Annotated in this window: 20 protein-coding genes and 1 riboswitch; of the genes, 10 read left to right on the forward strand and 10 right to left on the reverse strand. The window is 60.7% G+C overall.

Annotation, left to right across the window (positions count from 1 at the left end; all coding sequences use genetic code 11):
- Window positions 1–84 precede the first annotated feature (84 nt).
- Both AB0P14_RS11430 and AB0P14_RS11435 read right to left on the reverse strand, forming a co-directional pair.
- Complete coding sequence (locus AB0P14_RS11430) at window positions 85–1,830, reverse strand: ABC transporter ATP-binding protein (RefSeq protein ID WP_363841943.1); 1,746 nt, start codon at window positions 1,828–1,830, stop codon at window positions 85–87.
- The gene (locus AB0P14_RS11435) at window positions 1,830–3,662 is read right to left on the reverse strand and encodes an ABC transporter ATP-binding protein (RefSeq protein WP_363841946.1); all 1,833 of its coding nucleotides are present in this window, start codon (window positions 3,660–3,662) and stop codon (window positions 1,830–1,832) included. Before AB0P14_RS11435 ends, AB0P14_RS11430 begins: the two co-directional genes overlap by 1 nt.
- Window positions 3,663–3,879: 217 nt before the next feature.
- Here AB0P14_RS11435 and AB0P14_RS11440 point away from each other — a divergent pair, with 217 nt between their 5' ends.
- Entirely contained in the window at window positions 3,880–5,103 is a 1,224-nt protein-coding gene (locus tag AB0P14_RS11440; RefSeq protein ID WP_363841948.1) for a hypothetical protein, read from the forward strand.
- 54 nt (window positions 5,104–5,157) lie between these two features.
- On the opposite strand, the gene AB0P14_RS11445 is transcribed toward AB0P14_RS11440, so the two are convergent.
- Window positions 5,158–6,165: a 1-aminocyclopropane-1-carboxylate deaminase gene (locus tag AB0P14_RS11445; RefSeq protein ID WP_363841951.1), complete on the reverse strand. Its 1,008-nt coding sequence runs from the start codon at window positions 6,163–6,165 to the stop codon at window positions 5,158–5,160.
- A gap of 113 nt (window positions 6,166–6,278) precedes the next feature.
- On the opposite strand from AB0P14_RS11445, the gene AB0P14_RS11450 reads away from it, so the two are divergent.
- The gene (locus AB0P14_RS11450; RefSeq protein ID WP_363841954.1) at window positions 6,279–6,923 is read left to right on the forward strand and encodes a GntR family transcriptional regulator; all 645 of its coding nucleotides are present in this window, start codon (window positions 6,279–6,281) and stop codon (window positions 6,921–6,923) included.
- A gap of 83 nt (window positions 6,924–7,006) precedes the next feature.
- Here the strand turns inward: AB0P14_RS11450 and AB0P14_RS11455 are convergent, their stop codons facing one another.
- Window positions 7,007–7,531, reverse strand: a complete 525-nt coding sequence (locus AB0P14_RS11455) for a MarR family winged helix-turn-helix transcriptional regulator (protein ID WP_363841957.1) — start codon at window positions 7,529–7,531, stop codon at window positions 7,007–7,009.
- A 121-nt stretch (window positions 7,532–7,652) separates the two neighbouring features.
- Here AB0P14_RS11455 and AB0P14_RS11460 point away from each other — a divergent pair, with 121 nt between their 5' ends.
- Both AB0P14_RS11460 and AB0P14_RS11465 read left to right on the forward strand, forming a co-directional pair.
- Window positions 7,653–8,711, forward strand: coding sequence for an LLM class flavin-dependent oxidoreductase (locus tag AB0P14_RS11460; RefSeq protein WP_363841960.1), 1,059 nt, complete (start codon window positions 7,653–7,655; stop codon window positions 8,709–8,711).
- Complete coding sequence (locus AB0P14_RS11465) at window positions 8,708–9,406, forward strand: NAD(P)-binding domain-containing protein (RefSeq protein ID WP_363841963.1); 699 nt, start codon at window positions 8,708–8,710, stop codon at window positions 9,404–9,406. The genes AB0P14_RS11460 and AB0P14_RS11465 overlap by 4 nt, the downstream gene beginning before the upstream one ends.
- A 179-nt stretch (window positions 9,407–9,585) precedes the next feature.
- Here the strand turns inward: AB0P14_RS11465 and AB0P14_RS11470 are convergent, their stop codons facing one another.
- Complete coding sequence (locus tag AB0P14_RS11470) at window positions 9,586–10,164, reverse strand: OsmC family protein (protein WP_363841966.1); 579 nt, start codon at window positions 10,162–10,164, stop codon at window positions 9,586–9,588.
- A 37-nt stretch (window positions 10,165–10,201) separates the two neighbouring features.
- A riboswitch (SAM riboswitch) is annotated at window positions 10,202–10,321 on the reverse strand.
- A 230-nt stretch (window positions 10,322–10,551) separates the two neighbouring features.
- Between AB0P14_RS11470 and AB0P14_RS11475 the strand changes: the two genes are divergently transcribed.
- The 3 genes from AB0P14_RS11475 to AB0P14_RS11485 all read left to right on the forward strand — a co-directional run bounded on the left by AB0P14_RS11475 (window position 10,552) and on the right by AB0P14_RS11485 (window position 14,645).
- Window positions 10,552–12,189, forward strand: a complete 1,638-nt coding sequence (locus tag AB0P14_RS11475) for an ABC-F family ATP-binding cassette domain-containing protein (protein WP_363841969.1) — start codon at window positions 10,552–10,554, stop codon at window positions 12,187–12,189.
- A gap of 381 nt (window positions 12,190–12,570) precedes the next feature.
- Window positions 12,571–13,977, forward strand: coding sequence for an NAD(P)/FAD-dependent oxidoreductase (locus AB0P14_RS11480; protein ID WP_363841972.1), 1,407 nt, complete (start codon window positions 12,571–12,573; stop codon window positions 13,975–13,977).
- Between the two features lie 206 nt (window positions 13,978–14,183).
- On the forward strand, window positions 14,184–14,645 hold the full coding sequence (locus AB0P14_RS11485) for a hypothetical protein (protein WP_363841975.1): 462 nt from the start codon (window positions 14,184–14,186) through the stop codon (window positions 14,643–14,645).
- Between the two features lie 182 nt (window positions 14,646–14,827).
- Here the strand turns inward: AB0P14_RS11485 and ccsB are convergent, their stop codons facing one another.
- From ccsB to AB0P14_RS11510, 5 genes are all read right to left on the reverse strand, one after another.
- Entirely contained in the window at window positions 14,828–15,919 is a 1,092-nt protein-coding gene (ccsB, locus tag AB0P14_RS11490; RefSeq protein ID WP_363841978.1) for a c-type cytochrome biogenesis protein CcsB, read from the reverse strand.
- Window positions 15,919–17,532, reverse strand: a complete 1,614-nt coding sequence (locus AB0P14_RS11495; protein WP_363842178.1) for a cytochrome c biogenesis protein ResB — start codon at window positions 17,530–17,532, stop codon at window positions 15,919–15,921. Before AB0P14_RS11495 ends, ccsB begins: the two co-directional genes overlap by 1 nt.
- A gap of 89 nt (window positions 17,533–17,621) precedes the next feature.
- The gene (locus AB0P14_RS11500) at window positions 17,622–18,377 is read right to left on the reverse strand and encodes a cytochrome c biogenesis protein CcdA (protein ID WP_363841981.1); all 756 of its coding nucleotides are present in this window, start codon (window positions 18,375–18,377) and stop codon (window positions 17,622–17,624) included.
- Between the two features lie 11 nt (window positions 18,378–18,388).
- Entirely contained in the window at window positions 18,389–18,976 is a 588-nt protein-coding gene (locus AB0P14_RS11505; protein ID WP_363841984.1) for a TlpA disulfide reductase family protein, read from the reverse strand.
- A 110-nt stretch (window positions 18,977–19,086) separates the two neighbouring features.
- Window positions 19,087–19,749 carry a histidine phosphatase family protein gene (locus AB0P14_RS11510; protein ID WP_363841987.1) on the reverse strand — a complete coding sequence of 221 codons (663 nt, stop codon included), beginning with the start codon at window positions 19,747–19,749 and terminating at the stop codon, window positions 19,087–19,089.
- 163 nt (window positions 19,750–19,912) lie between these two features.
- Between AB0P14_RS11510 and AB0P14_RS11515 the strand changes: the two genes are divergently transcribed.
- The 3 genes from AB0P14_RS11515 (at window position 19,913) to AB0P14_RS11525 (ending at window position 22,296) form a co-directional block, all read left to right on the forward strand.
- Window positions 19,913–20,470, forward strand: a complete 558-nt coding sequence (locus AB0P14_RS11515; RefSeq protein ID WP_363841992.1) for a YceI family protein — start codon at window positions 19,913–19,915, stop codon at window positions 20,468–20,470.
- A gap of 200 nt (window positions 20,471–20,670) precedes the next feature.
- Window positions 20,671–21,411: a hypothetical protein gene (locus AB0P14_RS11520; protein WP_363841994.1), complete on the forward strand. Its 741-nt coding sequence runs from the start codon at window positions 20,671–20,673 to the stop codon at window positions 21,409–21,411.
- A 177-nt stretch (window positions 21,412–21,588) separates the two neighbouring features.
- A complete protein-coding gene (locus tag AB0P14_RS11525) occupies window positions 21,589–22,296 on the forward strand; it encodes a hypothetical protein (protein ID WP_363841997.1) in 708 nt (235 codons plus the stop codon).
- Window positions 22,297–22,308: the final 12 nt, after the last annotated feature.

The following is a 22,308-nucleotide window of genomic DNA, read 5'->3' on the forward strand; positions in this document are numbered from 1 at the left end:
CCCCCTCTTTGAACGTTACGCGCCTTTCCGCAGACCCAACAGGCCCCGGCGGGGTCTCGACACACTCGAGCACCGGGGCGGAGCTCAGGCGTCCTGCCGCCACGAGTTCCACAGTGCCGCGTAGGAACCGTCCTGCGCCAACAGTTCGTCGTGCGAGCCCAGCTCTGTGATCCGTCCCTTTTCCACCACGGCGACCCGATCGGCGTCGTGCGCGGTGTGCAAACGGTGCGCAATCGCGATCACTGTCCGCCCCTCCAACACGGCACTGAGCGAAAACTCCAGATCCCGTGCAGCCTGCGGATCAATCAGCGAGGTGGCCTCATCCAGCACCAGCGTGTGCGGATCGGCCAGTACCAGCCGCGCGAGGGCCAATTCCTGCGCCTGAGCCGGCGTCAATGTGTGCGAACCCGAACCCACCTCAGTAGCCAAGCCCTTGGGGAGGGCACGCACCCAAGCTAAGGATCCGACGTCGGACAGGGCCTTTTCGATCTCAGCGTCACTGGCGTTGGCCTTACCTAGGCGGACGTTATCGGCCAGCGTCCCCACAAATACGTGGTGTTCCTGCGTCACGAGAGCCACCTCGCCACGCAATTCATCCAGCGGCCGGTCCACCAGCGGCACCCCGCCCACCGTGACCGAACCGGACGTGGGTCCGTGGATTCCAGCCAACAACCTGCCCAGCGTGGACTTGCCAGCGCCGGAGGGACCCACCATGGCCAGCCGCTCCCCCTGCCGCAGCGTCAGGTCGATGCCGTGCAAAACATTGTGCCCGGGACGGTAGGCGTAGCGGACGTCATCCACCACCAGCAGATCGTCGGCGGGGACGGCGTCCGTGGCAATGCGGTCAGCCTTGACATCGCGAATGCCCACGATCCGGGCCAGCGAGGACGCACCCACCTGGATCTCATCAATCCACATGATCAAGGTGTCCACCGGATCAATGAGCTGCATGGCGTAGAGCGCAACCGTGGCCACCATACCCGTGGTCACCAGATCCTGCGAGGACAGCCAGCCACCCCACAACAGCACCCCAGCTACTGGAAGCCAAAAGGAAAGTTCGGCCACGGGGAAGAGCACGGTGCGCAGGCCCAAGGTGTACTTTTCACGTTCAAAGCAGTTGCGCAGAGCCGCGTCGATCCGGTCGCGGCGATGCTGGCCAAGACTCAGCGCATCGACCGTGCGGGCACCCTCAATGGTCTCGGTGATGGCACCGTTGAGACCGGCGTAGCTCTCCCGCTCAGCCAAATAGCCGGGGGTGGCGCGCTTGAGATACCAGCGCGTGACAGGCACCAGCAACGGCACGCCAATGAGCAGCGCCACGGCTACGAGCGGGCTCGTAAGCACCGCCGCGGCCACCGTCAGTGCAATGGTTGCCACCGAAACCAGCACCTGCGGCACGCCGAAGCGGACCGTGTGCGAGACCGCGTCCACGTCATTGGTGGTGCGCGAGACCAGATCACCGGTACCCGCTTTTTCCACTGTTGAGAGCGGCAGCGAGGTGACTTGTTCCATGAATTCCTCGCGCAGCTGGGCAAAGACCTTCTCACCCAGAATCATGCCCTTGCGCCGTGCCCATCGGGCCAGCACCGTCTGGACAATGACGAATCCGGCGAGCGCCAGCGCCACCATGGCCACGAACCCGGCGGTGGTGCCAACGCTGATGGCATCCACCAACCGGCCCAGCAGGAACGGCCCCGCCAATCCCGCAACGGCGGCCACACCGTACAGGCCAACAACGCCTGCGAGCGGCTTTTTGTGCATGCCCATGAGGCGCAAACCCTCGGCCTTGACCTCGGCAGAATTTGCCACAGGAAGCTTCGTTTCAGCCATTAGTTCTCCCCTCCGTGCATGACGTTGTTGCTGTTGCTGGCAAGTTCGACGCCGTTGCTCGCCTGGGCGCTTGCCGCATGATCCGCTGTGGTTCCGCCATGTCCGTCCATGCCTTCACCGCGGATGACCACCTTGCGGTATTCGGGCTCGGTGTCCAGTAGATGCCGGTGCGTGCCTTGGGCCCGCAGCTTGCCGTCCTTCAAAAATGCCACGGTGTCCATGGCACTTAGCAGTAGCGGGCTGGCCGTAACCACCACGGTGGTGTGGCCGGGGGTGTTGCGGGTGCGGCGCAGCGCGCTGGCAATGCGTGATTCGGTATGGGCGTCAACGGCGCTGGTGGGTTCAATCAGCACCAGCACCTCGGCCTCTGTCAGCACAGCGCGTGCCAAGGTCAGGCGTTGGCGCTGGCCTCCGGAGAAGCTGCGACCCTTCTCCGTGACCTCATCATTCAACCCGTCTTCCAGTCCGTCGAAGACATCCTCCGCGCTGGCCACGTCAATGGCCGCCATGATTTCGGTATCCGTGTGCTCTCCCGTGGGGTCCAGCTCCTCGCGAAGGGTTCCCGTGAAGAGCTGGGGCTCGGCGTCGGAAACCACAATGCGTGAGCGCACATCGCGCAGCGGCATCAGGTGCAGGGCCTCATCGCCCCACCGCACTTGCGCCTCACGCAGTACGGCGTCTTCAAAGCGGCCCAGCCGCCGGGCCAAAGATGCCGAGTGTTCCGGGTCTCCCGAGACAATGGCGCTGAGTCCGCCCGGGGAAACCATCACCCCCGTCACCGAATCGACCAAAGGGCTAGGTTCCGACGGTGCAGGAACTGTGGTCTCGGCGTCGTGCACGGCAGAGGGTGTGGACAACACATCGATGATGCGTTTGGCACCAACGTGGGCGCGGATGAAGCGTGAGACGGCGTCGGCGGCGGTGCGGATGGGCGAGACTAAAAAGACCGCATAGCCGTAAAGCGCCACGAGCTGACCGGCCTCGATCTGCCCCGATACGGCTTGCAGGGCACCGATCCAGGTGAAAGCGACGCTGAAGACGCCGACCACGAATACCTGAGCGGCGTCCAAATCGGCCAGCGAATAAGCCACCTTATTTCCGGCGAGCTGGGTTGCCCGCGACCGTTCCCGGTAACGCTCCACGAAAATGTGTTCCCCGCCTATGCCACGCAACACGCGCAGTCCGGCAACGGTGTCGGCGCCGAGCGCAGTCATTTGTCCGGCCGCTTCGCGCTGATCCTTCTGGCGTCTTTGGAGCGGACGGATCACGAAGAGCAGGCCGGCACCGCACAGCGGCACGCCCACTAACACCACCAGGCCAAGCTGCCAGGACGATTGGAAGACAAGGTAGGAGACCAGCAGGTACCCCACTACAGATCCGGCCAGACGCGCAACCACGTCAAAGATTTCGCCAATTCGCATGGCATCGGAGGCGCTGGTGGAGACCACCTCGCCGGTGGAAAACTTTTGCGGCAGTGCGTCCCCGCTGCGGGTGACCTTGTAGCCCACCACTTGCGAGGAACGGTACGCCGCCTGCATCCAGTTGCTCACGGCGGCGCGGTGGCGCAGGGTGGTTGAGATTGACTGGACCACGGTGATCCCTACCAGCAGGCCAACCCAGACGGAGAGCCGGGCGAAGTCACCGGGCAGAATCCCCTGATCAATCGCCTGGCCCAAGATGTAGGGTGTCAGCGCCTGACACACCGTCCAGATGGAGCCGTAGAAGATCCCCAGCCAGAGCGTGCCGCGTTGGGCACCCGCCAACCACAGGAGATAACGGCCCGGCGAGCGGAGGTCCGGTTTTTTGGCGGATTTGTAAGGAAACGAGCGCACTACGGCCTTCTAACGAGAATTGTGGATTGGCAGGCAGGTCAGGCGCGATCCGGCAATCCACTGTTACAGCGGAAGCGATCGGCGCGGGCGGGGGCTGCGTTATCTATCTCACAATCATTTACCCTAGTACACGTGTGCGCCCGAATCCAACAGGAACCCACATTCTTTGAACGGGCTCGGCTAGGATCACCGGATAGGGACAATCAAGGGGACAGAATTGGCCGATGCACACGAACACACCATGGCTGCTGTTGCGGATTTTCACCGCGAAAAGCGTAGCCAGCGGAGACAGATTTTCACCCTCCTCTTTCTCGGCTGGCTCATGTGTCTGCTGATCCTGCAGGTACACCACCCAGCAAATACTGCCATCGTTGCCTCCTTTGGTGACCTGAATGTGGTGTGGGCCCGTTTCAGTGAACGGATCCTGGCACCCTTCACCAGTCCGGAAACCTTCGACTTTGGTCTTGACGCCCTCGGCTGGATCATTGGTGCCACGGCCACCATTTTGGTGGCGTTGGTGTTCAGTGGACGCAACCCGCTGGGCATGGCTAATCAAGCCCAGGTCATGGCGTTGGATGACCTGCTTGAACTCTTGACCCTGCTCGTGGGAATCGCTGCGGCGGCCACCATGTGGATGGCGCTGCACAACGTATTCTTCCTCCCCTCCGATCCTGATTCTGGTCCCAAGTTCTTCTTGGGTCTGCTGTGCCTGATGCTGGCCATCTTCTCTGTCGTGCGCCAGCGAGATGCAGCCGTGCAGCGCGAGATTGACGAGTTTCATCTGACCACCGCCATGCGTCTGCACACTCACCGATGGGAGCGCATGTGGGGAGTCTCTGCCAAGACTCGGATCAAGGTTGAGCCGGCAAAGACGGTCAAATTGGTGCTGTGGTGGGCAGGCAGCGGTCTGGTATTTACCGTTGTCCCGCTGATCGTCAACAGTGGTTTCTCGCCCGTGCTTTTAGCGCTGTCTCTGATGGCATTGATCTTGTTGGCGATTGCCACCGCGACACTGACCGCCTTGGCTGTCTCCTTGTACCGCAGCAATCCCCATCCGGGTGTGGGTTTGGGATATTCATTGGTCTTATTGGTTGTGGTGGCCTTGGCCGTAGTCAGCCCCTTGACGGTGGCAGCACTCCAGAACGAACGAGTACTGCATTCGCTCATTGGCTATTTCCTCTGGTTGACACCTTCGCTGCTGTTGATCTTCCGCAAACCGCAGTCGACCCACATGACTCCATTGGAATACCGGTTGGCCGCTCGGCCCAAAAACCGGCTGACCCACGGATTAATTGCCTGTTTCGATGGAGCACGCGAAGCCGCTTACTGGACTGAACTGAGCGTTGAAGGCCACAAGCAGGCCCGCTACGAAACGAAACTTGCCCGCCTTGAGGCTGAGCTTGCCGCAGCTGTACGCAGCGAGAAAGAAACTCTGCAATAGAGCTCGCCGGCAGCCCCACTGGAGTCAGGCTCGGGTCACCGGATCAGGCTCGGGTCACCGAAACAATCCGCTGTAGGCATTCAAGGCAAGTTGTCCGCCGAGGTGTGCATACAGGACGTTGCTGCTGGCAGGGATGTCCTGGGATTTGACCAGGTCAATGAGACCGGCCATGGATTTACCTTCGTAGACCGGGTCAATAATCATGCCTTCAAGGGAACCGGTGAGGTGGATGGCATCCAGGGTTGATTGCACCGGGATGCCGTAAAGATCCCCTGCCCAGCCTTCCAAGACGGTGATCTCATCGTCACGCAGTTCACGGTCCAAGCCAATGAGTTTTGCCGTGTGCCGGGCGATCCGCTCCACCTGCGCACGCGTTTTCTCAATGGTTGCAGAGGCATCGATGCCCAGGACGCGGCGGGGCTTGTCCTGTCCGGCGAATCCGGCAATCATGCCCGCATGCGTGGAACCAGTGACGGTGCAAACCACAATGGTGTCAAAGAAGACGCCCAGTTCCTGTTCCTGCTGTTCCACTTCATACGCCCAATTGGCAAAGCCAAGTCCACCTAATGGGTGCTCCGAGGCGCCCGCGGGGATGGGGTAGGGCTTTCCACCAGAATCCTCGACGTCCTTGATGGCCTGTTCCCAACTGCTACGGATGCCGATGTCGAAACCGGCAGCGTCGAGGCGAACATCGGCGCCCATGATGCGCGAAAGTTGGATGTTACCCACACGATCACTGAGTGGGTCTGGCCAATCAACCCAGTTCTCCTGCACGAGACGGGCCTTCATTCCCAATTTGGCTGCGACCGCGGCCACCTGCCGGGTGTGATTGGACTGGTAGCCACCAATGGAGACTAGTGTGTCTGCGCCCTGGGCGATGGCGTCCGGAACGATGTATTCAAGTTTTCGAGTCTTGTTGCCGCCAAACGCCAGACCACTGTTGACGTCCTCGCGCTTGGCCCACACTCTTGCGCCACCTAGGTGTTGGCTCAAGCGGGGAAGATCGTGGATGGGGCTAGGCCCAAACGTCAGCGGATAGCGTTCAAAATCTGAGAGGGCCATGATTTCCTTCGTTGTGGGAACATCAAAAGCAGTATGCAATATATTGGATACTAATTACGCGATTCCGTCAATGCTAAGTCCGGTAACTCAGTGAGCCAGATATCCTAGGTTGCATGCCCACACCCCCGCCCCTTGGAATTCACAAGCGCTCACTGCTGCGAAACAACGTGTATGAATCCATCCGTGACGCCATCATCGACGGCACTTTTGCCCCGGGCGAACGCCTGCGCGATGCAGAGCTTGAGGCGTGGCTGGGCGTCAGCAGAACACCCATCCGCGAAGCAGTTCTGCGCCTCGAGCACGCCGGCTTGATCCAGTCTGAGCCGGGGCGCGCCACGATCGTGACACCCTTCGATCCGGTTTCAACCAAGAACGCGCAACAAGTGGTGGCTGCCATGCACGAATTGGCCACCCGCCTAGCAGTGCCCTCATTAAACGATGGTGAGCTAGCTACTATGACGGCGGCAAACACAGATTTCGCAGCCGCCCTGAAGGCGAACGACGCCGATGCCGCCCTGGCTGCCGACGATCAGTTTCACGCCGTCATGGTGACGGCCGCAAACAACACCATGATTCCATCCGTCCTAGAGCAGGCCATGCCGCTTCTGCGACGTGTTGAGTATCAGCGCTTTAGCACCGACGCAGCCAAGCATTCAGTTTCTACCCACGCACAGATCATCGCCTTGGCTATCGCAGGAGATACCGACGGAGCCGCCCTGGCCACGAGGGAGAATTGGCTTTCATTGGCTGCCCACTAGCGCGTTAACGCTAACGCGAAGGGATGACGGAGGACCGTCTGGGAAACGTCATCGCTAGACGCCCAATGACCATGTAGCCGTCGCTATTGACGCGGAGCCGAATCACCCAGCATCTGCTCCACCGCCTCGCAGGCGCCCAGCTCGTGTTCCGTCGCGACAGGTGCATGGCAGGCAACGCGGCGCAATAGTGAGCGGAACAGTTCCCGCTCGTCGTCGGCGAGGGTGCCCAGGACTGCCCCTTCGGCTTCGGCGACCCGCTGCTGCAAATCCGCCAACACCGCAAGGCCAGCATCCGTGGCCACCACAATGCGGGCACGACGATCGGCAGGGTTGAGTTGGCGCTCCACTAGACCGGCCTTCACGAAGTCATCCACCAGGTACGTCATGACGGTCCTGTCAATACCCAGATGCTGGGCTAGCGCCAACTGGTTGGGCTGTTCGCCACTAACAACGGCAACCAAGACTTGATAACCGCGAGCGCCATGGGGAAACTCACCTATGGCCTCGTTTGAAGCGTTTTGGTAGTTGCGCACAAGAACGCCCAGTGTCCACCCAAAATCTTCTTGGGGACTGACCTGCGGCGATACGGCGGTTGCTGCGTTACTCATGACACCCATCATAACGGATATCTACGCTTTACAACAGATCATATTTGAGTAAGATGATCTGTAGAGCAACACATATCGTACTTTCCGCTACCGCTGCGGAAATAGGCGTGAGGAGCATTTCGTGGAACTAGGCGTTTACAGCTTTGGTGACGTACATCAAGATCCCGTCACGGGTGTGCAGGTCAGCCCGCAACAGCGCATGGCCGATCTCCTTGAACGTGCCCGGCTGGCCGATGAGGTAGGCCTTGACTACTTTGGACTCGGCGAACATCATCGCCCCGAGTATGCCATCTCCTCTCCCGTCCCCGTGCTTGCTGCCGCCGCCGCGCAAACCAAGAACATCAAAGTAGGCTCCGCTGTCACGGTCTTGAGCACCGAGGACCCCGTCCGCGTCTACCAGCAGTTCGCCACCCTGGACCTGCTTTCCGGAGGCCGCGCGGAACTGACAGCCGGTCGCGGCTCTTTTATTGAGTCCTACCCGCTTTTCGGCGCCGACTTGAACGATTACGAGGAACTCTACGAAGAGAAGATCGCCCTCCTGCTGGCACTTAATGAAGCTGGTCGCAAGGAAGAGTCCATCACGTGGAGCGGCAAGTTCCGGCCCGCCTTGGAGGACGCCACCATCTATCCTCGCCCCGTCAACAACAATCTGGACATCTGGATCGCCACGGGCGGCACTCCCAGCTCAACAGCACGGGCCGCAGCATTGGGCACCAACGTCATTTACGCACTGCTCGGCGGAGCCGTCAGCAATTTCGCCCGGCACGCGCAGCTCTTCCGGGCCGGAGCCGAGCAAGCCGGGCACGATGCCAAGGCACTCAAGGTGGGGGTCAGCGCCGTCGGACTTGTCAGTAAGAACAATGCCACGGAGACGTTTTACCCGTACTGGCGCCGAGTCATGGAGGACATTGCCCGCGAGCGCGGCTTCACCCCTCCCAACCGCATCAGCTACAACATGCAGACCGCACCGGCCGGCGCCATCTACACCGGCACCCCGGAACAGGTCGCCGAGAAGATCCTGCTCACGCATCAGCACATGGGCCACGACCGCCATATCCTGGAAATGGATTTCGCCTCGGTGCCGCAAACCGACGTCCTGAAGTCCATTGAACTCTTCGGCACCGAGGTCAAGCCCTTGATCGATGCAGAACTCCGCACCACAAAGAAGGTAAGCGCATGAGCCAGCAGTCCCCCGCCCTCCACGATCCGGCAACCACCACCATTGGCATCCTCGGCGCCGGAAAAGTAGGCACCGGCGTTGCCCGGCAGGCCATCAAGGCAGGCTACCGAGTGCTGATTGCCGCCTCCGGGGACCCGAAAAAGATTGACTTGATCGTCTCTGTCATGGCCCCCGGCGCCATCGCCGTCTCAGCGCAGGACGCCATGGAGCTCTCCGATTTGGTGGTACTTTCGGTGCCGCTGCACAAATTCCGCACACTGGATCCGGCCGCTCTTACCGGCAAGCACGTCCTGGACACCATGAACTATTGGCGCGACACCAACGGCGACATGCCGGAGCTGGCGGATGCCCGCTCGAGCTCGGAAATGGTGCACGCTCATCTTCCCGGCTCCCGGCTCGCGAAATCGCTGAACCACATTGGCTACCACGAGCTGGAGTTGGATGCCCGTGACGCCGGAGCCGCTGATCGCCGCGCGCTGGCCGTTGCCTCGGACGATCCCGAGACTCGCGCCATGGTGCTGAACTTCGTGGAGCACCTAGGGTTTGACGCGGTCGACGCCGGTCACCTCGCCCAGGGCGCTGCATTCGAACCGGACACCCCCATCTTCACCGGCTCCTACGATGAGGCTGGGTTGCAGGCAGAACTTCTGGCACATGCCGCTACTGCACAAGCTGATCTCAGCCCCGTCGCCTAGACGCCTTGAAGCCTTGACGCTTAGAGGCATAGGCGGCTATGCCTCAGGACACTTAGGTCTCTGGATCTGAGCGCGGCGCTTGCCGGTGCGGTCGATTCCCTATGCTTTATCCTCGATCACGCACCGGCTAGCGCCGTCTTGCCCAGCATCTAAATCTGGCCCTGCAGCTAAATCAGCGCTCACACCTTGGTGATGGCGGTGCGGAACGGTGTCGGGTTACTGAATAGATCCTGGACGGGGCAACGCGCCTCCACGGTGCGGGCCAGTTCGTCATACCGTTCCTGTGTTTCCGGACCGCTGATGTTCACTGCCAGACGGATATCACTGAACCCCGGGCGCACGGTGTCATCCAGACCAAATAGGCCGCGCACGTCCAGATCCCCCTCGGCGTTGATGGTGATGTCATCCACCTGAATGCCGAGCTGCTCGGCGTACAGCCGGTACACCACCACCTGGCAGGAAATGATGGCACCCAACGCGTATTCCACCGGGCTGGCAGCCACGTCGTCGCCGGCCAACGCTGCGGGCTCGTCCACAATGAATTGGTGCTTTCCGGAGCTGATGCGGGTGGCCACCGAACCCACGCCAACGCCGTCAACTTTGTAGGTCAGCTTTGCGCTATCCGGGTTGGCACCGATCCGCTGCGCCCATGCTGCACCTGCCTCGCTGAGACGGGCTGAACGGAGGGCTGCGTCATCGATCGACGGGATAAACGTTGATTCGGTCAGCGTTGATTCGCTAAGTGTTGCTTCACTCATGGTGGTGTCCTTCGTATGAAGGCGAGTGCGAGGCACTGCGCCATACTTACGCCAACGGCTGGTGTCGAAGGCGTCGAATCCTCACCTGGGGCACCCCACTATGGTTGCGAGGGTTGCCGTTCGACCGGCCAGGGCCGCATGGTCGAAACTCTTGATTCTGCCTCTCAGTCTGCCTACCACCGGTCCCCGCTGACAAGGATTCCGTCACACAGGGCAACATCACGACATCCATCAGTGAGAAATGGTCGCTTTGATCCGTGAAAGCGACCATTTCTCACGGATGAATCCGACATCAGGCTCCGCCGGGACGGGCAGGAGCGGAAGGCAGGTCCAGCCGCTCCGGAGGGCAGGTCCGTCCACCACCTAGAAGCAACTTAAGATGGATACATGAGCGCAACACTTGTGGCAAAGGGCCTTTCCGGCGGCCACGCCCACCGCACCCTGTTCACCAACCTCTCCTTCACGGTGGCCCCCGGCGACGTCATTGGCGTAGTCGGCGCCAACGGAGCCGGAAAATCAACACTTTTGGGCCTCCTTGCAGGCGCTGCCACCCCGCAGGGCGGCACCGTGAGCACAGCACCGCAGGACGCCTTCGTCGGATGGTTGCCGCAGGAGCATGAGCGACTCGACGGCGAGAGTATCGCCGCGTACATTGGCCGGCGCACCGGCTGCACCGCCGCCACTGAAGCCATGGAATCCTCCGCCGAAGCCCTGGGTTCCGGCAATTCCGCCGACGAGGACCGCTACGCCACAGCTCTGGATCACTGGCTGGCGTGCGGCGCCGCAGACCTCGATGAGCGCATCCCGGCCACCCTGGCCGAGCTCGGTCTGGATGTTGGCCCCGAGGCCGCCATGACAGGGCTTTCTGGCGGGCAGGCCGCGCGCGTTGCCTTGGCCGCGCTCCTGTTGAGCCGCTTCGACATCGTGCTACTAGATGAGCCCACCAACGATCTGGATCTGGCGGGGCTGGCCCGGCTCGAGGAGTTCGTGAAGGGACTGCGTGGCGGGGTGGTGCTGGTGTCCCACGATCGTGAGTTCCTGGCTCGCACCATCACCTCCGTGGTGGAGCTGGATCTGGCACAGAACAAGGTGGGCGTGTACGACGGCGGCTACGATTCCTTCCTCGAGGAACGCGCCATCGCCAAACGCCACGCCCGGGAGGCCTATGACGAGTTCGCCGACAAAAAAGCTGACCTCGTGGGACGGGCCCGTGTACAGCGCGAATGGAGCTCCCAGGGCGTGCGCAACGCCATGAAAAAAAGCCCCGACAATGACAAGATTCGGCGCAAGGCGGCCAGCGAATCCAGCGAGAAGCAGGCGCAGAAGGTGCGGCAGATGGAGTCCCGGATCGCCCGCCTGGACGAAGTTGAGGAGCCACGCAAGGAATGGGCGTTGCAGTTCAGCATTGGCGCAGCCCCGCGCTCCAGCACCGTAGTTTCCACCCTGAACGAAGCCGTAGTCCGGCAGGGAGATTTCACGCTCGGCCCGATCTCGGCGCAGGTCAACGCCGGTGAACGCATTGGCATCACCGGCCCCAATGGTGCCGGGAAGTCCACCCTTTTGCGGTTGCTGCTGGGCCGCACTACCCCGGACGACGGCGTCGCCTCCTTGGGTGCTAACGTGGCCATCGGTGAGATTGATCAGGCCCGCAGCCAATTCCCGGAAGCCGCTCCCTTGGGGGATGCGTTTGAGGCTCTGGTGCCGGAGCTGAATCAAGCCGAGGTGCGCACACTGCTGGCCAAATTCGGCCTCAAGGCCGATCAGGTGACCAGCCCGGTGGGCGCCCTTTCCCCAGGCGAACGCACCCGCGCCTCACTGGCGTTGCTGCAGGCCCGCGGTGTGAATGTACTGGTACTCGACGAACCCACCAACCATCTTGACCTGCCCGCCATCGAGCAGCTGGAAGAGGCTCTGGAAAGCTACGAAGGCACGCTGCTGCTGGTAACCCACGACCGCCGACTGCTGGAAAATGTTCGGCTGGACGCCCGCTGGGCCGTTTCCGGAGGGCAGCTCACGGAGCTGTAATGAGCTACTCAGCCAACCCACCCCATTCAACGCATTAGCGCAGCTTATCGATCTGACCATTTTGACTTACGTTCTCTAAAATGTTGCAATGGGTAACAGGTTTGCTGCTTCTTGGATCTGCGGCAAGCTGCTGATCGAATCCTGGTGCCACTTGCACCACCCCGGTCCCGGACATCGCCCCTGCGCTTGATTTTCCGTGGACCACCAGCGCTTACCCGGCTGGTTTTTGCCGCAGTCATATCTGCCGCCGCGCTCCCTGCGCATTATTGCCCCGCTTGGAGGCGCTGACGAATCGTCCGCTTCCGCACTATCGCCGCGGGCATGGATTCGAAGCGTCATGTTCACAACGACATAGTCGATCCAAATGATGAGGAGAACAGCATGACATTGCGAGTCGGAATCATTGGCGCAGGCCCCAGCGGCATGGCCCAGTTGCGAGCCTTTGAATCAGCACGCCAAAACGGTGCGGATATCCCAGAGATCATGTGCTTTGAAAAGCAGTCCGATTGGGGCGGCCAGTGGAACAGCAGCTGGCGAATTGGCTTGGATGGCCACGGCGAGCCCGTGCACTCCAGTATGTACCGCCACCTGTGGTCCAACGGGCCCAAGGAATGCCTGGAATTTTCCGACTACTCCTTCGATGAGCACTTTGGCCGTGCCATCTCGTCCTTCCCTCCCCGCGAAGTCCTCTTTGACTACATCAAGGGCCGCGTGGAAAAGTCCGATGTGCGCAAGTACGTGCAGTTCAATACCGTGGCACGCCACACCAGCTACAACGAAGCCACGCAAGAATTTACCCTGACTGTTGAAGATCTGACCACAGGCACAACCACGGACCACATCTTTGACAAGCTCGTGGTTTCCACCGGCCACTTCTCCACCCCGACCGTCCCCGAGTTTGACGGCATCAACAGCTTCCCAGGAGAGGTCCTGCACGCCCACGATTTCCGCGGCGCCGAGCGTTTTGCCGGCAAAAACCTGCTCCTGATCGGCAGCAGTTACTCCGCTGAAGACATTGGCATGCAGGCCCACAAAATGGGCGCAGCATCCATCACCTTCAGCTACCGTTCAGGCCCCATGGGCTTCGACTGGCCTGAGAACACGGTAGAGCGCCCACTGGTCACCCGCTTCGATGGCCGCACCGCCCACTTCTTAGACGGCACCCAAGGTGAGTTTGACGCCGTCGTACTGTGCACCGGCTACCAGCACAAGTATCCGTTCCTGCCCAGCGAACTGAGCTTGAAGTCCAAGAACGTGCTCTACCCGAGCAATCTGTACAAGGGCGTGGTGTGGCAAGGGAACACCAACCTGTTCTACCTGGGCGCACAGGATCAGTACTACACGTTCAACATGTTTGACGCGCAGGCCTGGTTTGCCCGCGATGTCATGACAGGCGCTATTGCGCTCCCCTCACCGGAAGTACGCGAGGCCGATATTCAGCTCTGGCTCGAGCGCCAGGCCGCACTACCGGACCACAACGCCGAAGCTGATTTCCAGTCGGACTACCTGCGCGAGCTCATTGACGCTACCGACTACCCGCCGTTTGACCTGAACGCAGTTTCGCAGCTCTTCAAGGACTGGATGGGCCACAAGGAAACCGACATCCTCGGCTACCGCGACATGGTTCACCGCTCCGTTGTCACCGGCACCATGGCCACCAAACACCACACCCGGTGGATCAACGCCATGGACGATTCACTGGAACGCTACCTCAACGGCCCCTCACAGGACGTGGACACCGCCACCTTGGCTGCGCTCACCAGCGAGGACCAGATCTCCCGCAAGTAGCCTCCTCCCCCGGAACGCTATCGCAGCAATGGCTGCTATTTTCGGAACGCTATCGCACCATGGTGCGATAGCGTTCCCATTTAAGGCACCATTGCTGCGATAGCGTTGTTCTGCCTTGCAGGTGCGGGAGCAAAAATCCGGCATTGACAAACGCTTCGGGTGCGCGCACTCTAAAAACATAACTCATGTTTTTAGATGGAGGAGTCATGGCAACACATTCAATTTCTGCACCCGTCGCCGGCTGGTCATCGCACGCACTGTCGCGTGCCAAGGCCGACCCCGCGTACGGCGCATTCCTCATGCTGTGGATTGGCTTCATTGCCATTCCGTTGATCATGGTCCTGGACAAGTTCTTCAACGTGTTGACCAACTGGGAGAGCTACCTAGCCCCGTGGATTGAGAACCTGTCCCCCTTCACCGCACAAGGAACCATGATGGTGATCGGCATCGTTGAGATCATCGCCGCGATTGCCATGGTGCTGCGTCCGCGCTATGCAGTGTTCGTCGTGGCTCTTTGGCTGGCTGGCATTATCGTGAACCTGCTGTCCTACTCAGGCTTCTACGATGTGGCGTTGCGCGATTTCGGCCTACTCGTGGCAGCACTGGCCCTGGCAGTCCTAGCCCGGACGTATACCAAGCCCGGCTTCCGCAAGGGCGGCATGAAGTAGCCGCTACGGAAACCTGGGTCAGCGGCACTGAACCTGCGTACCGTTAACTGCTAATGACGCGCCACTCACGAAGTGGCGCGTCATTAGGGGGTAACCGCAGGCAGAAGTGTGACCGCCGCGGGGGCTAGAACACTGACCGCCGCGCGAGGTGAGAACTGCTAAGGCTAGAACTGCGGTGAAGTCTAGCTGCCAACACCGGCGTAGGAGTGGAGGCCGGAGAAGTACATGTTCACGATGGTGAAATTGAAGACCACGCAGAGGTAGCCAACAATGGACAGCCAGGCGGCACGGGTGCCGGTCCAGCCCTTCGTAGCGCGGGCATGCAGATAGCCTGCGTACACCACCCAAATCACGAACGTCCAAACTTCTTTGGTGTCCCAGCCCCAGAAGCGGCCCCATGCCTTTTCGGCCCAGATGGAACCGAACATCAGCGTCAGGGTCCAGCCCACAAAGGCGATGCCGTTGATGCGGTAGGACAGGTTTTCCAGGCTCAACGCGTTCGGCACCAGCCGCATGACGGGGGCCTTGTCCGGCTTGCCAGCAGCAATAGCGGTCTCGCGGCGCGCCTGGAACAGCTGCAGCACGGACATCGCGAAGGTTATGGTGAAGAATGCCGAGGACAGCACCGCAATGGAGACGTGGATGATCAGCCAGTAGCTCTGCAGCGCCGGAACCAGGTGGCCCACAGGCGTCCAGAAGGAGACGTGTGCGGCAACGATCATGACCAGCGCCAGGCCGATCACAAAGGTGCCCAGGAAGCGCAGGTCGCGGCGGATCAGCACCAGCAGGAAGACCACAACCACGGCGAACGAGCCCGTGGTGCAGAATTCGTACATATTGCCCCACGGCACACGCCCTGCGGCCAGTCCGCGGAACACCACGGCAAAGCCTTGGACGATGGCGGCCACAACAGTCAGTGCCACAGCCACCCGGGCCACCACGCGGCGTTCCTTGCCGTAGCGCATGGAGTCGCCGGCGGTGACGCCGTCGGATCCCGCATGCGTTTTGCTACTGGGACGCACAGCCCGGTCTTGCGGACCGGATTCCAGTCCCTGACCGGCCGCTCCGCGAGCACCAACGCCTGCCATGACCGTGCTGTTTTGTGCTGCGGCGCCCTGCGATACCGCGGGCTCGGGGGCCAAGCCTCTTTTGACTGTTTGGCTGAACGTCACCAGGTCCCAGACATAGGCACACACCGCAACGGCGTAGGCCAGACCGGCAACCAGCATGAGCTGCTCGCTGAGTAGGGCAAAGCCTTCATTGATCTCTGGCATTACTGGTCCTTACTTGCCGCGGTGACGCTCTGTGCGGAGTCATTGATTGTTGTTTGCTCACCATTTTGCCCTGCAACGTCCATGGGTACCAGCCATTTGTTGTGCAGTGATTTGTTGATGGCCGCATATTCTCCGGCCAAGCGGTGGTCTTCACCGCGAGCCAGCAGACCGAACTCGACCATGGTGCGCCCATCAGGGTGGTTTCCTGTCCGGACCCAGACGCGTCGTCGGTTCAAGAACAAGGAACCCATCAGGCCGGCCAGGGCCAGCAGCGCGAACACCAGAACGTAGACCTGGCCGGGGTCGTGGCGAATGTCCAATGCGGCGAATCGTTTGATGCTGTCGAAGCTGATGCTGCCGTTACCTGCGGGCAGTGTGTAGCTCTGGCCGGGGGCCAGAACAATGCCACCGGCGTCCAGATTGCGGGAGTTGATCTCCGTCATTTTGGAGGTATCCAACGTATAGACGTTGCGCGGCACGCCGCTATCCAAGCCAAGATCGCCGGTGTAGGCGTTCAGGTTCAGTTGCGGGTTGAAGGGGTCCGGGTCGGAACCAAAGGCTACGCCCCGCTCATCTACCAAGGCCGTAGGGAGGAAGAAGCCCACAAAACCAAGCTGATTCGGCTTGGCATCGGGGGCCTTGATCACCACGAGCGAGGTGTAGGCGCCGTCGGTGGGGATGGTGACAACGGGGCCTTGGAAGGTGATGTCCCCGGCGCCGTCCTTGATGGTGACCACGGGAGCATAGCCGTTGCCCACCAGATACATATTGGTGCCGCCGACATTCACGGGCTCGTTGACCTTCAAGGTCTTGGTTTCGGCTTCAGCGCCGGGGCCGTCCTTGATGGTCAACGTGGCGTTGAAGTCCAGCGGCTGTCCGTAGTGCGCTTCTGTGGAGCGATCGTACTTGACGACTAGGCGGTCCAGTGTGGCCGAGTAGGGGCTCAACCTACCGTCACCAAAGTTGGCGCCGGGGGTGAACGTGTCATAACTGGTCAAAGTGTTGACGAAGGTGTCACCCTCCACGAGTACTTTCTGTCCGCTGTAGCCAAAGAGTCCGCTGAAAGCGATGGCGGCCAGCACGCCGATCATGGCCGTGTGGAAAAGCAGGTTGCCTACTTCTTTCAGGAACCCGATCTCGGCACCCACCGAAGGCCGCTCGGTGTCCAGATCGCGCACATCCACCCGGTAACCGCGCGATTTCAAGATGGCAGCAGCATCCTTGACGGCCGTTTCGGCGTCCACGCCGCTGTCGGCGGGGATCGTGACGGTTCCATATTCAGCCAGTCGGGAAAGCCGTTTGGGTGTGCGCGGCGGTGCCGAGCGCATGGCCTTCCAATGGATCTTGGCCCGCGGTGTCACACAGCCAATCAAGGAGGTGAACAGCAGCAGGTAAATGGCTGCGAACCAGGGCGAGGAGTAGACGTCAAAAAGCTTGAACCAGTCCATGACCGGTCCCGAACCTGGGTTGTCCTTCAAATACTGTGTCACTTCGGCAGGTGCCGAGGGCCGTTGTGGGAACAACGAGCCAGGCACGGCCGCCACGGCGAGCATCAGCAGCAGGAACAAGGCTGTGCGCATGCTTGTCAGCTGACGCCACGCCCACCTGAGCATGCCCAAGAAGCCAAGCTGCGGCAGGACAGCCTCGCCACCACCAGCCTTGGGCGTCTGGCCCTTGGGTTCTTTCACTACGTTCTCTTTCATTAGATGGGCAATCTCACATCGTTGGCAAACCATAATTGCAGTTCATTGACCCAGGTTCCCCACAGCCCTGAAACCATCAAAATACCGAGGGCAATCAGCATGCCGCCTCCAAAGTACTGAAGTCCGCGCCGGTGTTTGCGGAAGAACGCTAGCGCTCCCACCCCCCGGCGGGCACCCAGCGCAATCAGCAGGAACGGTATTCCCAACCCCATGCAGTAGATAAACGTCAAGAACGCGCCCTTGGCGGCATTTGAGCCGTCGGAGAACGCGAGTAATTGCACGGCACTGAAGGTGGGGCCAATGCATGGCGCCCAGCCCAATCCAAAGGTTACGCCCAAAATGGGCGCACCCCACAGTCCAGCCGGTGGCTTCGCATGAATCTTGGCTTCGCTTTGGAACCAGCTCATTCCGCCGAGGAAAACCACACCCATAAGAATCACCACCAAGCCCAACACCTGGGTGACCCAAGCGGCGTCGGGCCCCATGAGCCATGCACCCAACTGGCCAAAAACGGCGCCGATGAGGACAAAAACTACGGAGAAGCCCAGCACGAACAGCCCGATTCCGGCAAACATTCGGCCTCGGCGCTGGTCCTGCAAATCTGCCCCGCTGAGTCCGCTGACGTAGCCCAGATAACCGGGAACCAGTGGCAGCACGCAGGGGGAAAGGAAGGAGACCAGCCCGGCCAGCAGAGCCACGGGTATGGCCAGCAGCATAGAACCGCTCAGGATTGTTTCGGCAAAGGGATTGTTCATGGGAGGGGCTGTTAGTTCTCCGCCAGTGCGGAGGTGATGAGCGCCTTCAGGGTGCCCTTCTCGGCAACGCCGAGGATTCTGGCCGAGACCCGGCCTTTCTTATCCAACACCAGTGTGGTGGGCACTGCGGCCGGGGGCACATGCTTGGTCATGGCCAACAAGACGCCGCCGTCCTTGTCCGCAATGCTCGGGTAGCTCAGCTCAAAATTGCGCTCAAAAGCCTCTGCAGCGGCCTTGTCATCACGGACGTTGACGCCTATAAATTCCACACCCGAGGGCTTGAAATCCGTGTAGAGCGCCTGCAGATCACGCGCTTCAATGCGACAGGGGGCGCAGGCTGCGTACCAAAAATTGAGTACCGTAACGTGTCCGGGGAAATCTGCGGCATCCACAGAAGTGCCGTCGAAGAAGGTCCCGGTGAAGGTCACCGGTTCCTTCCTGTCGCCAGCACCATATTCGGTCACGGAGCCATCGCCGGCAATGTAGTTCTTGTTATCTCCCGCGTTGGCCTGCTGCGCCAACGGGTCCTCACTGGTACAGGCTGCCAGCACCGCAGTCAGTGCGGCACCGCCAACAACAAGGAGCGATCTACGGCTCATCGAAGAAGTCACGGAGCAGGTCTTTCAGTTAACAGGGAGGCCATTGGGCAGACGCGGAAATGGCATTATGTTCTACGCTACGTCGAATAGCTGATGATCAGCTGTGTGCCCTAGGCGCCGGGAGTGGTCGAGGCGCCGGGCAAAAGTGCCGCGGCGGGTTCGCTGTAGCTCACATCCACAATGTCATCGCCGTCAAACGTCAGCGATGTCAGAGAGGCCAGCGTGCATTCGCGGTTGCGGGGATCATGCCAGAGCCGCTTGCCTTCCGCGCTGCGCCGAGTGGACCAGATGGGCAGCTGGTGGCTGACCATGATGGCCTGTGCGCCATCGCCTCCAATCTCAAACGCACGACGCCGGGCATCACGTGCCGCTTCGAGCATGCGATCCGCTTGGGCTTGGTAGGCCTCACCCCAAGATGGCCTGAAGGGGTTCACGAAGTAGGGCCAGTGCTTAGGCTTGCGCAGCTCGGCCGGGCTCATGACCAAACCCTCGAAGTGATTTTCAGCCTCAATGATGCGAGGGTCGGTCACAATCTCCAGTCCCAGCGCCTCAGCCGTGGGCTGCGCTGTTTCTTGGGCACGGGTCAAAGGTGAGGCCACCAGATAAACCGGTGCGCCGCCGTCGTTCTTCAGGGCAGAAAAGTGCTCCGCCACCATCACCGCCATGGCGCGCCCGCGCTCTGAGAGGTGAAACTCGGGGAGCCGGCCGTAGAGGACGCCATCGGGGTTGAAAACCTCGCCGTGACGCAAAAGGTGCACTGTTACTCGGGACATTGCACCAGTTTCTCAAAGTTGTTGTTCAAGAGGTTAATCCGGCCAGGGAAAAGTTTTTTTGAAACACGGGAATATTAGATGCAAACGCATGCTTATGCTCTGTGAAGGTCAACCGCAGCGGCTGATCTGCTCTTGCTTCACCAACTATTTCAAGGAGTTCCACATGTCAGTAACCACCATCGAATCAACCGGTCTTGCCCAGGGCGTCTGGAACCTCGATCCCTCACACAGCACGGTTGGCTTCGTTGTCCGCCACGCAGGCATCTCCAAGGTTCGTGGCCAGTTCACCGCCATTGACGGCACACTGACCCTCGGCGACACCCTCGCCGAGTCCTCCGTGACCGCCACGATCCAGTCCGCCAGCTTCAGCTCAGGCGACGAAGGCCGCGACGGCCACGTCAAGAGCGCCGACTTCTTCGACGTCGAAACCTTCCCGACGCTGACCTTCGTTTCCTCCGCCGTCTCCGGCGATGCTGAGGACTTCGAGCTCACCGGCGAGCTGACCATCCGTGGCATCTCCAAGACCGTAACCTTCAAGGGCGAATACAACGGCGTTGCTGTTGACCCGTTCGGTGCAACCCGCGCAGGCTTCGAAGCCAAGACCGTCATCAGCCGCAAGGAGTTCGGTCTGACTTGGAACGCTGCCCTTGAAGCCGGTGGCGTCCTAGTCTCGGACAAGGTCACCATCACCTTGGATGTTGCTTTCGTCAAGTCTGCATAATTTTTCCAACACTGCTTCTGCAAGCCTGCTCTGAGTCTGCTCTAAGAAGCCACTAATGCCGGTCCGCTACCCCAGCGGATCGGCATTTTTGCGCCCACCAGAGGCTTAACACCGCACCCTTCGACGACGTGTGAGACGCCGAGTATGGCGCCGTGCATAGCGCCATATACAAGGCACGGTACAAAGGCTAGGGTCTAACTATGAGCACACCGAATGAGCTTCCAGGTCCCGAGCAGCAAGGCTCGCAACCACCTCCTTCCGGCTATGGTTCCCAGCCCAACCCCACCCCTCCCGTGACGCCAACACCTCCCACGGGTCAGGGCTATCAGGGAGGCCCCGCGCAGCCACCTCCCGGATACCAGCAACCCGGCACCCCGCCGCATCAGCCACCTCCCGGATACCAGCAACCCGGAGCTCCGCAATACCAGCCACCCGGCGCTCCGTCAGGTGACTTCAAGTTTGAAATGCCGCAAGATATGCCTCACTCCGTCCGGGAGGTGATGCCAGTGGGTGGATTCGCTGGCATCTTCAAGATGGACGGGCTGCCACAGATGTTGAAACTCAGCTACATCATGTGGCTGGCCGCGGCCGGCATCTGGGTCCTGACCACTTTGGTGTTGCTGCTGGGCTCACTCTTTGCCTTGGGTGCAGGGAACGACCCCTTTGGATTTGGGGCTGCGGTCCGAGCAGCTGGCGTAAAGGGAATCATCGTTTCCCTCATTTCCTTCGTGCTGATTGCCGCCATTGTCATATGTGCCATGAAACTCAAGGAAGGCATGCAGTGGGCCAGGATGGCACTTTCTGCCATCGCCTTCCTGACCATCGTCTTGATGTTCTTTGGCGGCGGGGGCGGCTTGCTAGCTGTTGTGGCAACGGTCCTGATGTGGCTGCCGGAATCCACCGCATGGCTCAATTCCCGCTCCGGAAACGCACTCCACTAGTTTCTTGGCAGTAGCTGCTCCGGCAGTAAGCGATTGGGCAGTAGGAGATTGGGTAGTAGGAGCGCAGAGAGAGGTCGCGTAGGGTTTAAGTAATACCCGCCGCGGCCTTTCTCCATGTCTGGCTGCAGTTGACTTGTCTGCCGGCCATCACCGGCACCCCTTGAGAGAGCAGTCGCCATGAGCACCCCCGGTGAAGAGCCGCACGAGCAAACCCCGAGAACCCCGGGAAGCTACGGTGAAATTGCACCTGGCGTCCCTCGCTACGGTCAGTACGCCCCAGCCGGGTGGGAACCGCCGCAGGAGATCAAGGACGCCCAAGCTCGGCTCACCTCCAACTCACCACTGGCACCGGCCTCGAAGTACCCGGGATTTCAGGGTGCCCAGGCAGGCCTAGGCTCTGACTCGGGCGCATCATTGGCACCACCAAACAAAGTCATTGTCGCCACCCGAATGATCATGGCCGCCGGGGTTCTCCAACTGCTTGGCTTGGTGGTTTGGGCCTTTGCCATGACCACGCCCACCGGACAGGAACTGATCCGTGCCGCCGTGGAGCAGTCCGTCGCAAACAATCCACAGGCACTTGCCGACGCCGGCGTGACCGAAGATCAGTTGTTCGCTTCAGCTGCGACCCTCTTGGCCGTCATGCAGGGAATCTGTGTGGTCCTGTATTTCTGGATCGCCGCCAAACTGCGGCGCGGGCGCACCTGGGCCCGAACCCTGGCGCTGATTCTAGCCATCATCTCGATTGCGTTGGTGCCTGACGGCGGCTCGTACACACTGTACTCAGGAGCCCGGATCATTCTGGGGTTGGTTGCGGTGCTCATTCTTTTCCGCTCCCCTGCCAAGGAGTTTTTCCTAGCTCACAAGGCTCGCTCGAAGCGCTGACACAGCGGTAGC

Source organism: Specibacter sp. NPDC078709 (assembly GCF_040686795.1).
Lineage (GTDB): Bacteria > Actinomycetota > Actinomycetes > Actinomycetales > Micrococcaceae > Specibacter.